This is a genomic window from Allofournierella sp. (assembly GCF_048388525.1).
Classification (GTDB): Bacteria; Bacillota; Clostridia; order Oscillospirales; family Ruminococcaceae; genus BQOK01.
On the sequence record NZ_DBGCTQ010000004.1, the window covers coordinates 40,080 to 59,262 of the forward strand.

Annotated in this window: 16 protein-coding genes, 1 other RNA gene and 1 CRISPR repeat array; of the genes, 5 read left to right on the top strand and 12 right to left on the bottom strand. The window is 61.2% G+C overall.

The window, feature by feature from the left end:
• Positions 1–6: 6 nt before the first annotated feature.
• Positions 7–597 carry a TetR/AcrR family transcriptional regulator gene (locus ACMLHZ_RS00550; RefSeq protein ID WP_418665872.1) on the top strand — a complete coding sequence of 197 codons (591 nt, stop codon included), beginning with the start codon at positions 7–9 and terminating at the stop codon, positions 595–597.
• Positions 598–663: 66 nt separating this feature from the next.
• Here the strand turns inward: ACMLHZ_RS00550 and ACMLHZ_RS00555 are convergent, their stop codons facing one another.
• From ACMLHZ_RS00555 to ACMLHZ_RS00585, 7 genes are all read right to left on the bottom strand, one after another.
• Entirely contained in the window at positions 664–3,474 is a 2,811-nt protein-coding gene (locus tag ACMLHZ_RS00555; protein WP_418665873.1) for an ATP-binding protein, read from the bottom strand.
• A 104-nt stretch (positions 3,475–3,578) separates the two neighbouring features.
• Positions 3,579–4,490 carry a DMT family transporter gene (locus ACMLHZ_RS00560; RefSeq protein WP_418665874.1) on the bottom strand — a complete coding sequence of 304 codons (912 nt, stop codon included), beginning with the start codon at positions 4,488–4,490 and terminating at the stop codon, positions 3,579–3,581.
• Between the two features lie 384 nt (positions 4,491–4,874).
• A CRISPR array of direct repeats spans positions 4,875–6,384; the repeat unit is 33 nt; unit sequence GTCGCTCCCCTCACGGGGAGCGTGGATAGAAAT.
• A gap of 98 nt (positions 6,385–6,482) precedes the next feature.
• Positions 6,483–8,153 carry an FtsX-like permease family protein gene (locus tag ACMLHZ_RS00565; RefSeq protein ID WP_418665875.1) on the bottom strand — a complete coding sequence of 557 codons (1,671 nt, stop codon included), beginning with the start codon at positions 8,151–8,153 and terminating at the stop codon, positions 6,483–6,485.
• Complete coding sequence (locus ACMLHZ_RS00570) at positions 8,146–8,913, bottom strand: ABC transporter ATP-binding protein (protein ID WP_418665876.1); 768 nt, start codon at positions 8,911–8,913, stop codon at positions 8,146–8,148. Before ACMLHZ_RS00570 ends, ACMLHZ_RS00565 begins: the two co-directional genes overlap by 8 nt.
• A 155-nt stretch (positions 8,914–9,068) precedes the next feature.
• Complete coding sequence (locus ACMLHZ_RS00575) at positions 9,069–10,088, bottom strand: sensor histidine kinase (protein WP_418665877.1); 1,020 nt, start codon at positions 10,086–10,088, stop codon at positions 9,069–9,071.
• A 1-nt stretch (position 10,089) separates the two neighbouring features.
• Complete coding sequence (locus ACMLHZ_RS00580; protein WP_418665878.1) at positions 10,090–10,761, bottom strand: response regulator transcription factor; 672 nt, start codon at positions 10,759–10,761, stop codon at positions 10,090–10,092.
• A 267-nt stretch (positions 10,762–11,028) separates the two neighbouring features.
• Positions 11,029–12,015, bottom strand: a complete 987-nt coding sequence (locus ACMLHZ_RS00585; RefSeq protein ID WP_418665879.1) for a hypothetical protein — start codon at positions 12,013–12,015, stop codon at positions 11,029–11,031.
• A gap of 118 nt (positions 12,016–12,133) precedes the next feature.
• Between ACMLHZ_RS00585 and ACMLHZ_RS00590 the strand changes: the two genes are divergently transcribed.
• Positions 12,134–12,769, top strand: a complete 636-nt coding sequence (locus tag ACMLHZ_RS00590) for a lactate utilization protein (RefSeq protein WP_418665880.1) — start codon at positions 12,134–12,136, stop codon at positions 12,767–12,769.
• A gap of 67 nt (positions 12,770–12,836) precedes the next feature.
• On the opposite strand, the gene ssrS is transcribed toward ACMLHZ_RS00590, so the two are convergent.
• Positions 12,837–13,044, bottom strand: a non-coding RNA gene (gene ssrS, locus ACMLHZ_RS00595) — 6S RNA.
• Positions 13,045–13,055: 11 nt separating this feature from the next.
• Positions 13,056–13,379: a DUF1292 domain-containing protein gene (locus ACMLHZ_RS00600; protein ID WP_418665881.1), complete on the bottom strand. Its 324-nt coding sequence runs from the start codon at positions 13,377–13,379 to the stop codon at positions 13,056–13,058.
• A 282-nt stretch (positions 13,380–13,661) separates the two neighbouring features.
• Here ACMLHZ_RS00600 and ACMLHZ_RS00605 point away from each other — a divergent pair, with 282 nt between their 5' ends.
• The 3 genes from ACMLHZ_RS00605 (at position 13,662) to ACMLHZ_RS00615 (ending at position 16,640) form a co-directional block, all read left to right on the top strand.
• Positions 13,662–14,396, top strand: coding sequence for a peptidylprolyl isomerase (locus tag ACMLHZ_RS00605; RefSeq protein ID WP_418665882.1), 735 nt, complete (start codon positions 13,662–13,664; stop codon positions 14,394–14,396).
• Between the two features lie 218 nt (positions 14,397–14,614).
• Positions 14,615–16,180, top strand: coding sequence for a cardiolipin synthase (cls, locus tag ACMLHZ_RS00610; RefSeq protein ID WP_418665883.1), 1,566 nt, complete (start codon positions 14,615–14,617; stop codon positions 16,178–16,180).
• Between the two features lie 55 nt (positions 16,181–16,235).
• Positions 16,236–16,640, top strand: a complete 405-nt coding sequence (locus ACMLHZ_RS00615; RefSeq protein ID WP_177563373.1) for a DUF3842 family protein — start codon at positions 16,236–16,238, stop codon at positions 16,638–16,640.
• A gap of 137 nt (positions 16,641–16,777) precedes the next feature.
• Here the strand turns inward: ACMLHZ_RS00615 and ACMLHZ_RS00620 are convergent, their stop codons facing one another.
• The 3 genes from ACMLHZ_RS00620 to ACMLHZ_RS00630 all read right to left on the bottom strand — a co-directional run bounded on the left by ACMLHZ_RS00620 (position 16,778) and on the right by ACMLHZ_RS00630 (position 19,134).
• On the bottom strand, positions 16,778–17,119 hold the full coding sequence (locus ACMLHZ_RS00620) for a phage holin family protein (RefSeq protein WP_418665916.1): 342 nt from the start codon (positions 17,117–17,119) through the stop codon (positions 16,778–16,780).
• 189 nt (positions 17,120–17,308) lie between these two features.
• Positions 17,309–17,827, bottom strand: coding sequence for a CarD family transcriptional regulator (locus tag ACMLHZ_RS00625; protein ID WP_418665884.1), 519 nt, complete (start codon positions 17,825–17,827; stop codon positions 17,309–17,311).
• A 143-nt stretch (positions 17,828–17,970) separates the two neighbouring features.
• Positions 17,971–19,134 (bottom strand): DUF2974 domain-containing protein, encoded by a 1,164-nt coding sequence (locus ACMLHZ_RS00630; protein WP_418665885.1) that lies wholly within the window; start codon positions 19,132–19,134, stop codon positions 17,971–17,973.
• Positions 19,135–19,183: the final 49 nt, after the last annotated feature.

Below are 19,183 nucleotides of genomic sequence, written 5' to 3' on the forward strand. Positions count from 1 at the left end.
TCTTTCATGCCGGGGCGTTTGCAGCAGCAAAAGGAAGTCAAAAAGCAAAGCCTTCTAACCGCCGCCAACGAATTATTTCTGGAAAAAGGGGTCTCCAAAACTTCTATCGACGATATCGTCAAGCGCGCCCAGGTGGCCAAAGGCACCTTTTATTTATATTTCAAAGATAAAAGTGAGCTTCAGCAGGCTCTTGTTCTGCGCATCAGCACCAGGGTGCTGAACGAGGCCTACGCGGCGGTCCACGGCAGGGGGACCGGAGATTTTATCGAGGACCTGCTCTTATTCATCGACCACATCATTGAGCAGTTTAAACGGGACAAGCTCACCCTGCGCCTTTTGGAGCGCAATTTTTCCTGGCCCGCGGTGGCCCGCGAGCTCTCGCAGGGCACCGATCCGCTGTGGCAGAACCTCATGAAAATGCTGCAGGCCAGCCCCCTTGCCGCCCACCGCACCGAGGACGAGTTGTTCAAGTTGGTCTTCATCATCGTGGAGATGTGCGGCTCCACCTGCTACTCCTCCATCATCGAGCATCGCCCCGACACCATCGACAACATGAAGCCCGTTCTGTACGACATCATCCGCCGTGCCTTGGCCTGATCCTATAAATAAAAAACGCCGCGAAGCATTTCAGCTTCGCGGCGTTTTTACTGTTTTGCAAGCATCTCACAGCATATGGTCTGCCAGTGCGCGATACAGCGCGCCCGGGTCGATGGGTTTCGCAATGTGGCCGTCCATACCGGCCGCGGCCGCCTTTTCCACATCCTCTTTAAAAGCGTCGGCGGTCATAGCCAGGATCGGCACGGCGGTCGCATCCGCCCGGGGGGCGGCGCGCAGCTGCCGTGCGGTCTCGTAGCCGTTCATGCCCGGCATCTGGATGTCCATCAGGATCAGTTGGTAGTGGTGTTCGGGCGAGCCCAGGAACATCCGCAGCGCCTCCCTGCCGTCCAGCGCCCAGTCCACCGCCGCGCCCGTGGGCCGCAGCAGCTCCTGCGCCAACAGGGCGTTCATCTCGTTGTCCTCGGCCATCAGGATACGCCGTCCCTCCAGGTCCGGCGCGGCCCGCGGCCCTTCTTTTGCGGCGGGCGCCTTTGCCTGCTCTTCCGGCACTTCAAAGGGCAGCTCTACCGAAAAGCAGGTACCTTTGCCTTTTTCGCTCTCCACCGCCAGAGTGCCCCGCATGGCATCCACCAGCGCCTTCACGATCGACAGCCCCAACCCCGAGCCCCCATGGCGCCGGGCGGTGGTGCCGTCCTCCTGTTCAAAGGGCTGAAATATCCGGTGCAGCATCTCGGCGTTCATCCCCTCGCCGGTATCGCTCACCACAAAGCGCACCCGCACGCTCCCCTCGGCAGCCTCCGCAAGCTCCACCGCCAATCTCACCTGCCCGCCGGCCGGGGTAAATTTCACCGCATTGGAGAGCAGGTTCATCAGCACCTGGTGGGTGCGCAGCTCATCACCCACCACCAGGTGCGGCAGCGCCTCGCTTTTTTCGGCAAGGTACTGCAGCCCTTTTTCCCCGCACTGGGCCGCATACATCGAGTCCACGGCCCCCAGCATCTCCCAGAGTGGAAAAGGCTCTGCCGCAAGCTTAAGTTTTCCCTGCTCGATCGCCGCCATGTCCAGCACATCGTTGATGATCCCCAGCAAAACGCGGCCCGCGGTTTGTGTCTTTTGCAGGTAATCCCGCGCCCGGGCGGGTTCCTCCAGATGCTCGCTCGCCAGGTTGGAAAATCCCAGAATCGCGTTCAGCGGAGTGCGTATTTCATGGCTCATCCGGCTTAAAAATTCACCCTTGGCCCGGTTTGCCTGCTGGGTCTGGCGCACTGCCTGTTCCAGCCGGGCATTGGCGGCGTACAGTTGGTTCACATGGCGGTGCCTTTGTGCCAGCGCGCCGGCCAGGACCCCCACCAACAGCATCAGCAAAACACCGCCCACAGTCAGCGCCGCCCTGTATTTGTACAGCACGTCCTGCCAGGTCAGCTGGCTGGGCGAAGCCACCGTGTTGTTCAGCACGATGCGGCTCAGGGTTTCGTCTGCAAGGCAGCGAATGCTCTTGTTCAAAATTGAGACCAACAGCCCGCCCTCCTGGGTGTTGGGCGCCAACACGCACAGGTCCTCCGGAATCGAAAAACGCGGCAAGCTGGTCAATTCCTCATACCGGGGGTTCTGGGTCAGCTGCCCGAACACCAGCGTATCCTCTATGGCAATGTCCGCCTCCCCCCGAAGCACCCGTTCCAGGCAATCCTGTATGCTGAGCGAGTCCCCCAGAATATAGTGTGGATACTGGCTGTTCAGATAGGAGCGCCCCGCGGCAAAGCCCCGGGGCGTTTCCACCCGCAGTTGGTCGGTCAACAGCCCGGTGAAGCCCTGGCGGCACAGCGCGATCAGCGTGTCGCTGTAATAGGGCTCGCTCAGCAGGATCCCCTGATCGGCCCGAAACAGCGCGCAGTCCATCACGCCGGCGCACATCTTGTATTCCCCGTTCTTCACCGCCTGCACCGGGCTGGTGGCGTGGGGCAGCGCAGCACATTCGAACCGCAGGCCGCTGATGCGGCCCAGCTCGGCCAGAATATCCACCGTGATCCCCTGTACCCGCCCGGTCTCCGGGTCGGTCCAGCTCCAGGGCGCGCGGGTGTACAGCAGCACCTCTATCGGCTGCGCCCCTTCAATATAGGCGGTCTCCTGCCTGGTAAAGGAGGGCTGGCGGGTGTTCAGGGATTCACTGAAATAGCGCGTTTGCAGATCCTGCACAAACAAGGGGTCCTCCGCCATGACCTCGCCCAGCGCCGCCTCCAATTGCGCGATCAGCTCCGTATTTCCCTTCCAGCTCACCATAAATACAGGCTGTGCGCTGATGTGGCTCAGCAATTTGAACTGCTCCTGCCAATCCGCGGCGCCGGCTACCATGGCGTCCACCTGCCCGGTCTGTACCAGGCGGGCCGCTTCCGGTTCGTCTGCCACCATCACCCGCCGGGTCGCAAAGCCATGGGCCGCTTCCATCTGGTCCAGCACAGCATCCTGGCGGCTGCCTGCTACCAGGGCCACTGCCATACCGTCAAACGCTTCGTAATCACTGTAATACAGCTCGGTATCCAGGCGGCCGTACAGGTAAAACACCTCGCTGCCGCTGGCGTAACGGCAGAATTCCAGCTGGTCAGCCTCAGGGCCGCCGCGCTGCACCGCCCCCACCAGGTCGATCTCGTGCCGCGCCAGCATTTCCAAAAGCTCCGGCCAAGTGCCGTACACATACTCAAATTCCCAGCCAGTGTGTTCCTTTACCGCGTTTAAATATTCCGGCCCATATCCGCTCACGGTGCCGTCCGCCTGCTGCCGCACATAGGTGCCGCTGCGGAAGTATCCCACCCGCACCACCCGGGCGGGCTCCCCCGCTGCGCGGGCCGCAGGCGCCGCGCACAAAATAAAGACCGCCGCGCACACGGCGCACAGCCATTTTTTAATGTGCCCCAGCCGCATGGGCAACGTTCCCCCCTTGCACAAAATAATTTTATAACCATTTTTTACAGTATACCATGCCTGCCATACCTCTTCCACCCCAAAAAAGCGGCACAACGGGCTTTTTATCTGTTTTGCTCCGCCGTTTCCCTGCTCTTTTTGCCGGGCAGTTGCGCCAACACGATGGCACAAAACATCAGTGCACAGCCTACCAGCTCCCGCGCAGTGAGTGCCTGCCCCAGCACCAGCCAACCAGCCAGCACGCTGAACACGCTCTCCAGGCTCAGCACCAGGCTGGCCAGGGTGGGCTCCACGTGCTTTTGCGCCACCACCTGCAGGGTATACGCTACCCCGCAGGACAGGACCCCGGCGTACAAAACCGGCGCCCAGGCCGCCGCAATCTGCCCCCAAGCTGGCTTTTCAAATAAAAGTGCCGGCACACCGCACACGATCCCCGCGGTAAAAAACTGAATACATGACAATTTTACCCCGTCCGCCAGAGGCGAAAAATGGTCGATCACCAAAATATGCAGGCTGAACAGCCCGCTGCACCCCAGCAGCAGTGCATCGCCCATTCCCAAGGCGGCGCCGCCGCTCCAGCACAGCAGGTACAGCCCGCCCAAAGCCAGCGCCACGGCGGCCCACACCTTTGCGCCGGGGCTGCGTTTTATAAAAATGCCAAGCACCGGCACCAGCACAATATACATGGCGGTAATGAACCCAGCCTTGCCCACGCTGGCATACTGCAGGCCCCACTGCTGCAATGTGCTGGCCACCGCCAGAATCACCCCGCACAGAACCCCGCCCGTCCATAGTTTTTTCTTCTCACCGGGGGCGGGCTGCCGCCCCGCGTTGCCCGATATCCGACCGAAAGCTGTGATGAGGGGCAGCAGCACCACGCCGCCGATCAAGCTGCGCACGCCATTAAAGGTCAAAGGCCCAAGATAGTCATTTCCCACACTCTGCGCCACGAACGCGCCACCCCAGATCAGGGCGGTAAGGGCCAGCAGCAACAGGTGTTTGGGGCTTGTTTTCATAAAAAGCAACGCTCCTTTTTGTGCAATATTGCAAAATAAAGTATATCACATCCCGTCCCCGGGGGAAAGCCCCGGCTGCCCCGGCTGCCCTGACTGCTCCTGGAAAGCGCTTGTTTTTCTGCCCCCTGAAACGCGCGGCCGCACTATTACAGATATCTCGGTTGCCTTTTCATAGTAAAACAGGAGCAGGGAGGATTACTTCCGTGCGAAGGGCAAGCAAACATAAAAAGCCCGGTACCTTCGCACCGGTTTCCGGGATATATTTGCGCGTTTTTGCCCTTTGTATCCTTTACAAACCGCAACTTTTGTAGTAAATTGAAAACAGAATCGTTCTTTTCTCCAAAGTTTGCGCATATCTCTTTCAGCTTATTGTTCAACTTTGCTGTCGCTCCCCTCACGGGGAGCGTGGATAGAAATCCATTGTAGCTTGTAGTCGTTCAGCCATTCCCGGGTCGCTCCCCTCACGGGGAGCGTGGATAGAAATATTCAAGACAAAATCGTGCGCGTCCTATACAACTGGTCGCTCCCCTCACGGGGAGCGTGGATAGAAATGCTGCTGGGCGAGGTGCGGCGGATCGCCACAGAGGTCGCTCCCCTCACGGGGAGCGTGGATAGAAATTGGGGGCTGGTATTGCTACCGTCTTGGTTATGCCGGTCGCTCCCCTCACGGGGAGCGTGGATAGAAATATGGGACTGGCTGAACACATCCACCGAAAGCCCGGTCGCTCCCCTCACGGGGAGCGTGGATAGAAATTTCTCCGATGGCCGACGCGACCTGCACCGCCGTTGTCGCTCCCCTCACGGGGAGCGTGGATAGAAATTCGTATACCTGGCCCAGGTTGCGCATATCGCCCCGGTCGCTCCCCTCACGGGGAGCGTGGATAGAAATCCACGCTCATCACGCTGGCCGTGGCCGCACCCGCGGTCGCTCCCCTCACGGGGAGCGTGGATAGAAATACTTAAAATCAACAGGCGAGCTAACACACGAGCCGTCGCTCCCCTCACGGGGAGCGTGGATAGAAATTCCGACGCTGAAATTCTGGCAAACCGGGGCGAATGTCGCTCCCCTCACGGGGAGCGTGGATAGAAATGCTAAAACGATCATGGAGACCTGCATCGATAACGGTCGCTCCCCTCACGGGGAGCGTGGATAGAAATGGCCCGTCGGGCCAGCTCGTAGGGCACAAACGCCGTCGCTCCCCTCACGGGGAGCGTGGATAGAAATCACAGGCCGGGCGGCGCCAGCCAGGCGTGGATTTGTCGCTCCCCTCACGGGGAGCGTGGATAGAAATAGGGGCGTTGCTCCCGCCCCCTTGCGAGGGGGCGTCGCTCCCCTCACGGGGAGCGTGGATAGAAATCAGTGGCGCGCTCGGTTTGGATGCAAGCGCCAGGTCGCTCCCCTCACGGGGAGCGTGGATAGAAATAGCCAGTTACAAACGCGCAAGAACGCCGTGACCGGTCGCTCCCCTCACGGGGAGCGTGGATAGAAATATTTCCAGGATCAAATTAAACACCGAGATAATGTGTCGCTCCCCTCACGGGGAGCGTGGATAGAAATTTATGTCCGAACGAGTGAACACGGCAAAGTGGGTGTCGCTCCCCTCACGGGGAGCGTGGATAGAAATTCCTCTTTGCCTTGGGGCTCGTCGGTGGCTGCCTGTCGCTCCCCTCACGGGGAGCGTGGATAGAAATTATTACGATGTCGAAAGCGATCAACCGCAGGTGTGTCGCTCCCCTCACGGGGAGCGTGGATAGAAATATCCAAAACCGCTACTTACTCCTGTGATATGATACGTCGCTCCCCTCACGGGGAGCGTGGATAGAAATACGGTAAACGCGCTGTAACCAAGGCGCCCGGCTGGTCGCTCCCCTCACGGGGAGCGCGGATAGGAATCAGAAAAAACCACAAAAAAGCGCCCTTGAAACTGGCAGTAACCGCCAGTTTCAAGGGCGTCATCTTTTTTGAAAAGCTGTTTTCCGTACAATTTCCTATCAAGCCACAATTTTATAATAGGTGCGTGCAGTGAGCAGATATACGATCACGTAGATCACTGCGAACACCGTCAGGGTAATGCCCGTCACCAGCGCGAACAGGGGCAGGTTCGTCATGCCGAACGCGCCGCTCATCACCCCGAACATGGGCCGCAGGGCCACAAACAGGTGGATGCCCGCCACCAGCAGCGGCAAAAAGAACACGGTCACCACCTGGCTGCGGATGGTGCGCCGCACCTCGGGCTTGCTCATCCCCACCTTTTGCAGAATGTCGAAGCGCTGTTTGTCCTCGTAGCCCTCGCTCACCTGCTTGTAATAGATAATCAGCACCGTGGCCATCAAAAAGATCAGCCCAAAGAACACGCCCATAAACAGCAGCATGCCGTACAGCTCCAAAAAGCGCTGCCGCGAGTCGGGGCGGGTGGTGATCCAGCCTTCCCAGCCGTCCGCTTTGTCCAGCAGGGCAAACAGCTCGTCGCTGAGTTGCCGCTGCTCGTCGCGCCCCAGTTGGGGCGTGTCGAATTCATAAACATAGGCGCTGCGCCCGTCCTGCCGCTGCATGAACTCCTTGTGCACGTTTTCGGGCCTGGCCCCGTATCTTGCCGCCATCTGTTCCATCAGCGCGTCCACTGCCGCGCCGCCGTCCTGGGCCGGGGTGTCGGTGCTGGCGGCGCCCTGGTGGTTGTAGCTGAGCACCTGGAGATTGTAGTCGTGGTCCAGCTTCCCCTCCAGGGTGTCCTCCATCCCCGCGTACAGGCACACGGTGGTAGCAATGGTCACCAGCACCGCCGTCGACAAAATGCAGATGCTGGCAAGCCCCATGGCGTTCTGCTTCATGCGCCACATCATGCCGGACACACCGGTGAAGTGGCGGGGGTGATAGTAGTAATTTTTGTTCCGGCGCAGCCCCTTCAGCAGGGCAATGCTGCCGCTGGTGAACAGGCAGTAGGTGCCGATGATGACCAGCAGCACCGCAAAAAAGAACACAAGGAGTACCCAGACGGTGTTGTCGCTGGCAAGGGCCAGGCCATAGCCGCCACCCAGGGTCAAAATGCCCAAAAGGGCCACGCCCCAGCGGGTGCGGGGTTCCTTTTCCCCCACATTCCCGCCCTGCAGCATGCCCACGGCCTTGCTGCGGTACATCCGCCACAGGTTGCGCGCCAGGATCAGCGCAAAGATCACGCTGTACACCGCCACGGTCTCCGCCGCCGCCCGGGGGCTGGGAGCCAGGTACCCGGCGGTCACAGGCAGGCTCATCAGCTTCAGCAGCAGCATGTACACCAGCTCCCCCAGCAGCATTCCGCCCAAAATACCACCCGCAAAGCTCACCGCCGCCACATACAGCGCCTCGTACACCAGCATGCGGCCCAGGTGCCGCTTTTCCATTCCCAAAATGCTGTAAACGCCGAATTCCTTCTGGCGGCGCTTGTTCAAAAAGCCGGAGGTGTAGAACAAAAAGAACCCGGCAAAAATCAGCGAAAGGCCGCCCGCCATGCCCATCACCATGCCCACCGTGCTGTCCAAAAAGCCTATATCCCCATTGTTTGCAATGGCGATGATGATGTAATACAGCATCACGCACAGGCTGCAGGTGAGCAGGTAAGGCAGGTAAAACTGCTTGTTTTTGCGCACGCTGGTCACGGCCAGCCGCGCGTATACCGCCTTACGCATGGGCGATCCCCCCCTGCGCGATCAGGGTCAGCGCCTCGCTGATGCGGCCAAAGAAGACGCTGTCCGGCGCATCGCCCCGGTAGAGCTGGTGGAACACCCGCCCGTCCTTGATAAACAGCACCCGCCCGGCATGGCTGGCTGCCTTGGCGCTGTGGGTCACCATCAAAATGGTCTGCCCCGCTTTGTTCACCTGCCCGAACAGATCCAGCAATTCGTCCGACGAGCGGGAGTCCAGCGCGCCGGTGGGCTCGTCCGCCAAAACCAGCTGCGGTTCGGTGATGAGCGCCCGGGCCACGGCGGCCCGCTGCTTTTGCCCGCCCGACACCTCGTAAGGATACTTTTCCAGCAGCTCCGTGATCCCCAGCTTTTTGGCCAGGGGCTGTAGCCGGGTGTTCATCTCGTTGTAGCCGCGGCCGCTGAGCACCAAGGGCAAAAAGATGTTGTCCTTCAGGCTGAAGGTGTCCAGCAGGTTGAAGTCCTGGAACACGAACCCCAGGTTTTCCCGCCGCCACGCGGCGAGCTGCCGGTCCTTGATGGCGGAAAGCTCGGTGTCTCCCAAAAAGATCCGCCCGCCGGTGGGTTTGTCCAGCCCGGCCAGCAGGTTCAAAAGGGTGGTCTTGCCGCTGCCGGATTCCCCCATAATGGCCACATACTCGCCCTGTTCCACCGCAAAATCCACCCCGTCCAGCGCGGTCACGGTGTTGCCCCCAAACCGGGTGGTATACACCTTGCGCAGATCGGCCACTTCCAAAAGTCGCATCGCTCGCTTCTCCTTTCCCGTGGGCGGGGCCCCATGTTCTGAATTCCTGCCCGCCCTGTGGTTTTAGTATACCGCGGCGGCGGGCTGTGTGCCTTAGCCTGGGCTTACAGCGGGAAGCTGTGGGTTACATTTTTGTAAGTTTGCCCAGGGCCCGCTCACTCCACCCCAAGGCGGGCCTCGGTCAGGTCGATCATGGCGGCGGTCCCCTTTCCTGGCGCGCTTTCCAGCCAGAACCGGTGCCCCAGGTTCGCCAGCACCTTTTTGCACAGGTACAGCCCAATCCCGGTGCTCTTTTTGTTCTCCCGGCCGTTGTAGCCGGTAAAGCCCCGCTCCATCACCCGGGGCAAATCCTCGGCGGCAATGCCGCAGCCCGTGTCCCGGATCACAAGGATCTTCCGCGGTCCCGGCGCAAGCTCAATGCTCACCTTCCCGTCCCCGGGCGTATACTTCAGCGCGTTCGAGAGCAGCTGTTCCAGGCAGAACGCCAGCCATTTTTCGTCGGTCAGGGCGGTGCCGTCCAGGGGGCCCAGCACAAGGTCGATTCTTTTCAGAATAAACAGCTTGGCATACTTGCGCACCGCGCCCTTCACCAAAGGCTCCAGCTCCGCGCGTCCCACCGCAAGATCGCCGGCCATGTCCTGGCTGCGCAGGTATTGCAGCACCAGCTCCACATATTGCTCGATCTTAAAAAGCTCCGCGGCAAGCTCGGGTGCGTTCTCGCCCCCGTCCGTCTGCAGCAGCAGTTGCATGGCGGCAATGGGGGTCTTGATCTGGTGCGCCCACAGCGTATAATAGTCGGTCATCTGGCGGCGGCCGGCGGCGTTTTCGCTCTCCAGCGCGGCGTTCTGCGCCGCAAGCCTTCGCAGCAGTTCCTGCTGGGCCGCCTGCTCGGCCCCGGTGGGGGGCGGCAGCTCGGCAATGCTGGCCGGCAGGTTCGCCGCCAGGCGCTCCAGCTCGTAGCACCGCTGCCAGGCGCAGCGGGCGTCCCACCCCAGCACAGCCAGCGCGGCGCACAGGCACAGCAGCCCCCCATAGGCCAGCGCGGGCAGCGGTGCGCCCGCCAGCCAGCCCACCAGGGCGTACGTCCCGCTGCACAGCGCCAGCAAACCGGCTGCGCCCAGGTGGCGGCGCGCCTCCCGCCGGGTAAATTCCGCAAGCTTTTCCCGTTTTGTCATGTTACTCCACCATATATCCCAGGTTCTTTTTTGTGGTGATAAAATCCGGCAGGCCCAAATCCTCCAGGGTTTTGCGCAGCCGCGCCACATTCACCGTCAGGGTGTTGTCGTCAATAAAGCTGTCGGTGGCCCACAGCCGTTCCATAATGGCGCTGCGGGGCACCACCCGTCCCTTTTGCTCCAGCAGCAGCTGCAGAATGCGGAACTCGTTTTTGGTGAGCTCGGCGCTCTGCCCCCCATAGCTCAGCCGGCCGGACGCAGTGTCCAGAATGGCCCCTTTATGCTGCAGCAGCGCCGTGGCCCCGGCAAAATCGTAGCTGCGGCGCAAAAGCGCCGCCACCTTGGCGGTAAGCACGTTCAGATCAAAAGGCTTGGCAATAAAATCGTCCGCGCCCTGGTTCATGGCCAGCACGATGTTCATGTTGTCCGCCGCGCTCGACAAAAACACGATGGGCGCTTTCGAGACCTTGCGGATCTCGCCGCACCAGTGGTAGCCGTTATAAAAGGGCAGGCCGATGTCCAGCAGCACCAGCTGGGGGCTGGCGGCGGCAAACTCCGCCGTCACATTGGAAAAATCCCGGGCGCACACCGCCCGGTACCCCCACCCTTCCAGGTGCTTTTGCAGCGCCCCGGCAATTACAGGGTCATCCTCCACAATAAAAATGGTATACAAGACCTCTCTCCTTTCCCGCTGCCCGCATCTCCGTACTTTCCGCTTCCAATCCTTCCACTTTTGTGCACTTCCGTTTTTCCGCAAAAGTGCTCCCTGTTGCGGTTCGGTTTTTCTGCATCTGTGTACTTCCGCTTTCCCATAAAATCGCCCCCTGTTGTAGTTCTGTTTTCCTACATCAGGGGGCCGTTTGTCTATTGTCCGTTTTTACCGGGGCTGTTCAATCCGGCCCGCCCCGATTTTTAAAACGCGGCTCCGCTCAAAAACACTTCAATTCCCGGGGCCGAACCCCAGCGCGGCAAGATCCACCCCTTTTTCTCCCTGTTTCCTCCCCCCCGGCAGCGCAGCCAGCGGGTCCTCTCCGGGGACCGCGGGCCGCTGGGGGGCCTTCGGCTCCTCCGGCAGGTCCAGCAGCGCCTTCCACAATTCCTCTTCCCCGGCCGGGGCCTGCCCCAGGCCAGCCTGCGGCTCATCAAAATCCCCGGCCTCGGGCGGCGCATAAAATTGTGTCTCTCCCGCGGCGTCGGCCGGTCCAAACTCCGCAAAAAAATCTGTTTCCCCGTCCGCGGCAGGCAGGTCCGGCTGGGGGCCGCCTTGTGCCGCGGCTGCCGGCTCTGCGCCCGGCAGCTCCACGGCCACTTCCACCACCTCCGCGGCAGCGGGCGCCCGGGGGCGCAGGGCGCCCCCGGCAAGCCAATCCGGCCGAATGCTGGGCAGCAGCTCCGCTGCCACCCGCTGCATGGCCTCGCAGTCCGCCGGCAGGTCGGTCAGGCTGCTGCCGTAGTGCGCAAACAGCACACGCCCCTTGGGGGCCACCAACAAGGTCAGTGGCAGCTGCTGGGGCTCGTTTTTCGCGCTGGAAAACCCCTGCCGCTTCGCGGCTTTCAATATCTTCAGCGCTTCCAGCGAATAACTTTTCAGCTTGCTGCTCTCCTCCGGCACCGCGAAAAAGCGGTAGAGCACCCCCTCTGCGTCACAGATCAGCTGGTAGGGCATCGCCCCTTCGGGGATGGCGTTTGCGATCACATGGGGGCGGGTGCGCACCACGCAGGCCAGCCGCGCGCTGCGCAGCTCCTCTGCCGTTTCGATGTACCGCATGATATAATTGCGGGTGATGGGGTGCCCAAAGTTGCGCAGAAACACAAAAAATACCGGCTTCTCGCCCTCCAGCAGCTCGTAAAAGCTCTGCTGGGGCCGGTAGGGGGTATCGTAGCGGAATTCCGGGATCACCGACCCGGCGTGCAGCCGTCTTGCCATCGTGGGAACCTCTCCTTTTTTGCTTTTCTTCTTCTATTCTACACGTTCCGTGCGGTGTGTCAATGCGCTGCAAATATGTTATAATGGAATCAAGACAATTTCCAAAGGAGGGAATTTTATGCACCAGGCAATTGAACAGATCCTGGAAAAGCGCATTCGGCGCACCATGGACGCCCTGCGCGCAAACAACATGGAGGCTTATTATGTAAAGACCGCAGCCGAGGTGCGCGCTTTTGTGGAGCAGCTGGTGCCCGCGGGGGCCACCGTTTCCAACGGCGGCAGCGTAAGCCTTGCCGAAACCGGCGTCATGGAGCTGCTCGCCGGCGGCCGCTACCATTACCTGGACCGCAGCAAGGTACAGGGCGACGAGCTGGCCGCCCTGTACCGGCAGGTGTTCAGTGCCGACTGGTATTTTGCCAGCGCCAACGCCGTGACCGAAGCGGGCGAGATCTACAACGTGGACGGCAACGCCAACCGGGTGGCCGCCATCACCTTTGGGCCAAAAAACGTGCTGCTGGTGGTGGGCTGCAACAAGCTGGTAAAGGATATGCCCGCCGCCGAAGATCGGGTACGCCAGATCGCGGCCCCCGCCAACACCGCGCGCCTTGGCTGCAAAACGCCCTGCGCCGTGACCGGCAAATGTGAGGACTGCCACAGCCCCGGCCGCATCTGCTGCACCGCCGTGGTGCACCGCTACCAGCGGGAGCAGGGCCGCATCAAGGTGTTGCTGGTGGGCGAGCCATTGGGCTTTTAAGCCTGCACACATTCCCTGATCGCCAAAGGGCGGGGCTTCCCTTCCGGGAGGCCCCGCCCCTTTTTCCAAAGATCCCGCCTTGCCGTCTGCAGCCAATCAAAACCTACCGTCCGGCAGGTGGGTGCCCTGTGCCCGGTTTCGCGCTCCCTGCGTCCGCCGTGTCCCGCGCATGCGCGGGGGCGGGAGGTCTGCAATCCGCCGGGCAACGGCGGGCTCCCTTTGATTGATTAGTAGGATTATATCAAGCCGCAACAAATCGAACAAGGCAGGAAGGAAACGCCGCTCTTTACTGCTCGATGTCGAAGAACTCCCGCAGGCGCTTTTCGAACATGTTGCTCACCTCGTAAAGCTCCTCGTCGTCCTCCACAATGTCCAAAAACTCGCCCTCCTGGTCCTCGCCCACCTTCATCAGGACCAGCTCCAGATCCGCTTCCAGCATCTCCTCTTCATTTTCCACATAGGGCACAAGCGCCATATAGCGGCTGCCCTTGTGGTCGGCCGAGTCAATCACCTCGAACACATGCTCTTTGCCCTCCTCATCCTCCAGCGTAATGAGGTCGGGTTCGTATTCCTCCTGCTGCCCGGGCAGCGGGGTCTTTTTTTCAGCCATGTCGTTCTCCTTTTCCGGGGGCCGCCTGCGGCCGTATTCTTTTTTTCAGTATAGCGTGTTTTTGCGCCTGCGTCAATTGCCAAACCCGCAATTTTACAGCTGAAAGTTTTCCCTCTTCACATGCTATTTTCTCCCGGAATGTGCTATAATATAAGTTAACATCATTGCATTTTTGCCCAGCCGCCCGCGGCTGGCCGCCGCCTTTGCGGCGGCTTTTCCCCGTTCCCATCCAGGGGCCGGTCCGCGGTGCGGCCGTTAAAAAACAAAAAAGGAGAAACCGCATTGCGCAGAGTTCTGTCCCTTATCGTATGCCTGGCGGTGTGCGCCTGTGCCCTGGCCGGCTGCGGCGGCGCCGAAAGCGGCGCCCCAACAAAAAAAGAGGTCAAACGGCAGGCGGTGGAAAGCACCGAGCTGCAATTCCAGCCCCCGTCCGAGGGGGATCCCATCGCTGTTTTCAGCACCAGTCTGGGCGAGGTGCGCGCGGTGCTCTATCCACAATACGCGCCCATGGCAGTGGAAAACTTCACTGGTCTGGCCCGGCAGGGCTACTTCGACGGTACCAGTTTCCACCGGGTGCTCTATGGCTTTGTGGTGCAGGGCGGCGATGCCGGCGGCACAGGCACCGGGGGTGCCTCCATTTGGAACAACGAGCCCTTCGCCCCCGAAGTTTCAACCTCGCTGCGCCACTACCCGGGCGCGCTGTGCGCCGCCAAAAGCCCGGAGAGCGAGCGCTCCATCCTGAGCCAGTTCTATTTTGTGCAGGCGCTGCCTCAAACGCTGGAGAGTGAGCTGCAGGCCCAGCTGGAGGCCGCCGGCACCTCTGAGGCGGTCCTCAGCGCCTACAACGCCGCTGGCGGGCTGCCTTATCTCGATTATACCGACACAGTGTTCGGCCAGGTGTACCAGGGCATGGAAGTCGTCGACGCCATCGCGCTGGTGGAGGTGGATGAAAACGGCAAACCGGCCGAGGATGTGCTGATTAACAGCGTCACCATCAGCACCTACACAGCCTCTTAAGCGCCGTGCTGTGCACGGCGCACAGCGGGAAGGAGCTTTTTGCCGGCCGGCAAAAAGCTCCTTCCCGTTTTCTGTCCCACGCCTTGGCTGGTCCGCGTGTGGGGCGGCCGCTCTGCTTTCTTCGGTTCCCTTTTCCATTTAATATTTATTTCAAACGGTTTTCGTGCTATAATAACCCTAAATGTCAAAAGTCTGCAAGGCAACGAGGGGGGATCGCCATGGCAATGCAGCGCGTGCGCAAGGCCCGCCGCAAGCTTGGGCGGGGGCTTTTAACCCGCACGTTTTTCTTTGTGGTGCTGCTGGCGCTGCAGATCCTTATGGTCTGCGGCATCACCTGGGCACTGGGGCGCTACTCGGCCGTCGCCTACATGTTCCTCATGGCATTCAGCGTGCTCGCCGTGGTGACCCTGCTGGACAAGGACCGCATCAATCCGGTATACAAGCTCATGTGGGTCACCATCATCACAATGATGCCGCCCATGGGCGCTTTGTTTTATCTGTTCTGGGGCCACCGGAACACAGGCAACCGCCACGCCCGCCGTATGGAGGGCATTTCCGGCCGCATCACCCATACCCTGCCCCAGGACCCTGAACCGCTTCGCCGCCTGCGCCTGGCCGATCAGGGCCTTGCCCGCAGCGCCCAGTACCTGATTCAAAATGCCGGTGCCCCCCTTTACGCCGATACCATGAGCGAGTATTACGCCTGGGGGCAGGACTTTTTCCCCCGCTTTCTTGAGGAACTGAAAAAGGCCGAGCACTTTATTTTTATGGAGTATTTTATCCTGAAGCCCGGCTATATGTGGGACACCACCCTGGAGCTGCTCAAGGAAAAGGCCGCCGCCGGGGTGGACGTGCGCCTCTTGTACGACGCTTTCGGCTGCATGTTCACCCTGCCCGAGGATTATTACCAGGACCTGCGGGAGGCGGGCATCCAATGCTATCGGTTTGCGCCGCCCCGCTTTTCGCCCTATATGGCCGATTACACCATGCTCAACCACCGGGATCACCGCAAGATCGCTGTAATCGACGGCAATGTGGGCTTTACCGGCGGGCTGAATTTTGCCGATGAGTACATCAACCGCAAAAAACGGTTCGGTGTTTGGAAGGATACCGGCCTCATGCTCAAGGGCAGCGGTGTGCACAGTCTCACCTCCCTCTTCCTGGAAATGTGGGATTTTACTGCCGGCACCACCAGCGATCCGTCCCAATATGCCCCCACCCTGCGCTATTCGGCCGACGGGCTGGTACAGCCCTATGGCGACAGCCCCCTGGACGAGGAGAGCGTGGCCGAAAACGTCTATTTCAACATCCTGCACCAGGCTACCAATTATGTGTACATCGCCACCCCTTACCTTGTGGTGGACAACGAGATGATCACCAGCCTGCGCCTGATCGCCAAAAGCGGGGTGGATGTGCGCATCCTTACCCCGGGCATCCCGGACAAGTGGTATGTGTACTGGGTAACACAGAGCTATTACCCGGTGCTGTTGGAAGCGGGGGTGCGCATTTACGAGTACACTCCCGGTTTCATCCACGCCAAAATGTACGTTTCGGATGACAAGACCGCCGTGGTGGGCAGCGCCAACATGGATTACCGCAGCCTTTACCTCCACTTCGAAAACTGCTGTTCCTTCTACGGCGGGCAGATGGTGCAGGATGTCCGGCATGACCTGGAAGAGTGCATGGCGGTGAGCCACGAGGTCACATTGGACGACGCGCGCAGCACCCCGCTGTTCAAGCGCCTGTTCCAGGTGGTGCTGCGCCTGTTTGCGCCGCTGCTGTAAACCGCGCCTTCCGGCCTGCGCCGGGGCCGATCAAACATAAGAGGAGTTTTTGCATATGCGCATCGTTGTGATCGACGGCCAGGGCGGCGGCTTTGGCCGCGCCCTGATCGAAAAGCTGCGGGCTGCGGGCTGCCGGCAGGAGATCATTGCCGTGGGCACCAACGCCATGGCCACCAGCGCCATGCTGAAAGCGGGCGCCACCGCGGGCGCCACCGGCGAAAATGCCGTTATTGTGAATGCGGGCCGGGCGGACGTGCTGGCCGGCCCGCTGGGCCTTGTCATGGCAAACAGCCTGCTCGGCGAGTGCAGCCCCGCCATGGCCCTGGCCGTGGCAAACAGCACCGCGCAAAAGGTCCTCATCCCCGCCGGCAAGTGCGGCGCCGCAATCGCGGGGCTGCCGGAGCTGCCCCTGGCCGACTACATTGCCGACGCCGCCAAAAAAATCCTGGCGCTGCTGTGACCCGCAGACAAGATACCAAAAGCCCGGCCCGCTGCGTTTGCAGCCGGCCGGGCTTTTGGTATGCTCTTCCAATAAAAAGCAGCTTCAAACGCATCTTCATCCACCCCGGGGCGCGGGCGGGCCCAAACGGTCCTCCCCTATTTCAAGGGCCTCTGTGCAGGGTTTGGGGCCGCCTGCCCGGAGGATTGTTTTGCTTTTTTGTGCTGATGCCCCAGCTGGTGCACATACACCGACTGCCCCGCCACCAGAATGCCCTGCACAATGGCTGTGAACCCTGCGGTGGCCCATTCCTGCAAGGTGGCCGGCGCAGTGGTCGAAATCACCCACAGCAGCGCTAAAAACACCCCAAACGCCCCCAGCAGCAGCGGAATTAATGAATCCGGTACCTCCCGGCTGCGCTTGAGCGCGCTCCCCACCAGATACAGCACCGCCACCAGAAGCATCAGCTCCGGCCGGATATACCCTTCCAGCAATTCCATCCCCACGCGCAGCGCCCCTCTCCGAGTCTCTTCTTTTCAGGATATGAGGCGCCCGCGGAGGTTATGCCGCAGGGCGGCCTGCCCTGCGGTCAGCGCCGCTTTTGCTGCGGCGCGGCAGTACTGTATTTTTAAGCGCAGCGCAAAGAAAAGCGCCGCCCGGCAAAACAGGGCGGCACAGCACAAGATAGATCATTGGGGGAACATCCCGCTCTCCACGCGGCTTCGGATATATTCCTCCACCTCGTCCACCGGGATCTCCAGCGCCACGGCAAGCTCGCCGTGCAAAAGGCCCTCGGCCCGCTTCATATACTCCTGGTCGGTCTTGCCCGGTTTTTTACCACTGCCCACCAGGGCCTGGTTTTTGCTGTACACACTTTTGATCAGCTGTACCAGGTCGGCGCACTCGTGGGTATTCAGGGTGGCGCGGTATTTCTCCGCCAGAGCGCGGGGATCCAGCCCCTGGCTGCTCTCCTCCTTGATCTGGGGGATCTGTTCGATCAATGCCTCGGCCTCCGCCCGCGTGAGCACCGGCCGCATGAACACCTCGGTCTCCACCGGGATATAGATAAAACCGGAACCATACAGCGGCGCAAGCTTGTAATACAGCCGCTCCTTATCCCCCGAAGAGAGGTGGGCCGCCGGGGCCACATCCTCCACCCGGCACACGCCGGTATTGCCGTACACGATCAATTCACCTTTGCAGAACATCTTTCGCTCCTTCCGCCTCGCTTGCCTGCGCGCCGGGGCCAGTGCCCGCGCGTTCTTTTGATCTTGCATATGCTTCTATTATAGCACAGTCCAGGGGCAAAATGTAAGCCAAAAGGATAACAAAACCCTGCGCGGCCCGCCCTTCAGCCGGGCTCTGCCGGTTCTTGCTGCCCGGCGGCGCCCCCCGGCAGCGCCGCGCCGTCCCCCGTTTCCGGCCGCAGCCGGTGGCCCGGCGCAGCCGCCTGCCGCACTGCGCGCCCCGCACTGGAGGCCAAGGCACTCAGCACCCGCAGCAGCATCGCCCGGGTTTTTTCGTCCACCCCGGTCATGGCGCGCACCAGCACCCGCGCATTATGCGGGTCCACCAACTGGCGCACCGTCACCGCGCCGGTGGCTTCAAGCACCCCGAACACCGCGTCCACAAACCGCTCCCGCTCCTCGCGGGTAAGGCCGGCCAGCCAATCCTTTAAGGCGCGGTCCACCAGCCGGCTGCCCGCCGTGACCTGTTCCAGCCGCACAAAATCCGGCCCCAGCACCTGCCAGGTATAGGGGTCGTGCTGCATGATTCCCATCTGGTCGCTGCGCACCACGGTATAATCGTCGCCGTGGCCCATCAGCATCCCCACGATCGAGGTTTGGGGCACAAAGGTCTGCACCCGGGGCAAAATGTTCCGGTACCCCCCGGCTTCCAGCACCTCCGGCGCAAAGCCGGGCCCGTCGTTATTGAATACCGCCTCAATGCGAGCCTGGGTTTCGGGCGCGCAAAAAGCCCCGGCATACACCGCCAAATTGCCTCCCTTCGAGTGGCCACCCAGCCGCAGCGGTCCGGGCGCCATGCCAGCCGCCCGTTCCAGGTATTGCACGGCGCGGCGCTGCCCCGCCACCACCGGGGCAAAGCTCATATTGAGATCCTCTTTCCAGCCCACCAGGGTGTTGTCGGTACCCCGGTAGGCAACAAACACCGCGCCGTCTCCCGTAAGGGCGGTAAACGCGCCGAACTGCATTTCGCGGCGGGGGTCCACGCACTCCTCGCAGGCCAGCAGCCGCATCCCGCAAAACCTGGCCGAGCCTGCAAGCGCCTCCAGCAACCGCCGGTCGGTCCTGCTGCGTGCGCCCGGCTCGCCCTCCCCGCGCGCCAGCAGCGCCTGTGCGGCCGTGCCAAGCTCCACCGCTTCCCCGTCGGGCGCCGCATCCCCAAAGCTCATATAGGCCAGCACGCTCAGGATCAGTGCGTCCACACAATTGAAAGGGCTCTGTGCCAGGGTCAGCTCGCCCCGCCATGCCAGGTAATCAAACACGTCAGCCATATTCTCTTCGCCTCTTTCCGCGCCCTTGCACCGCTGCTTCCAGCATAGC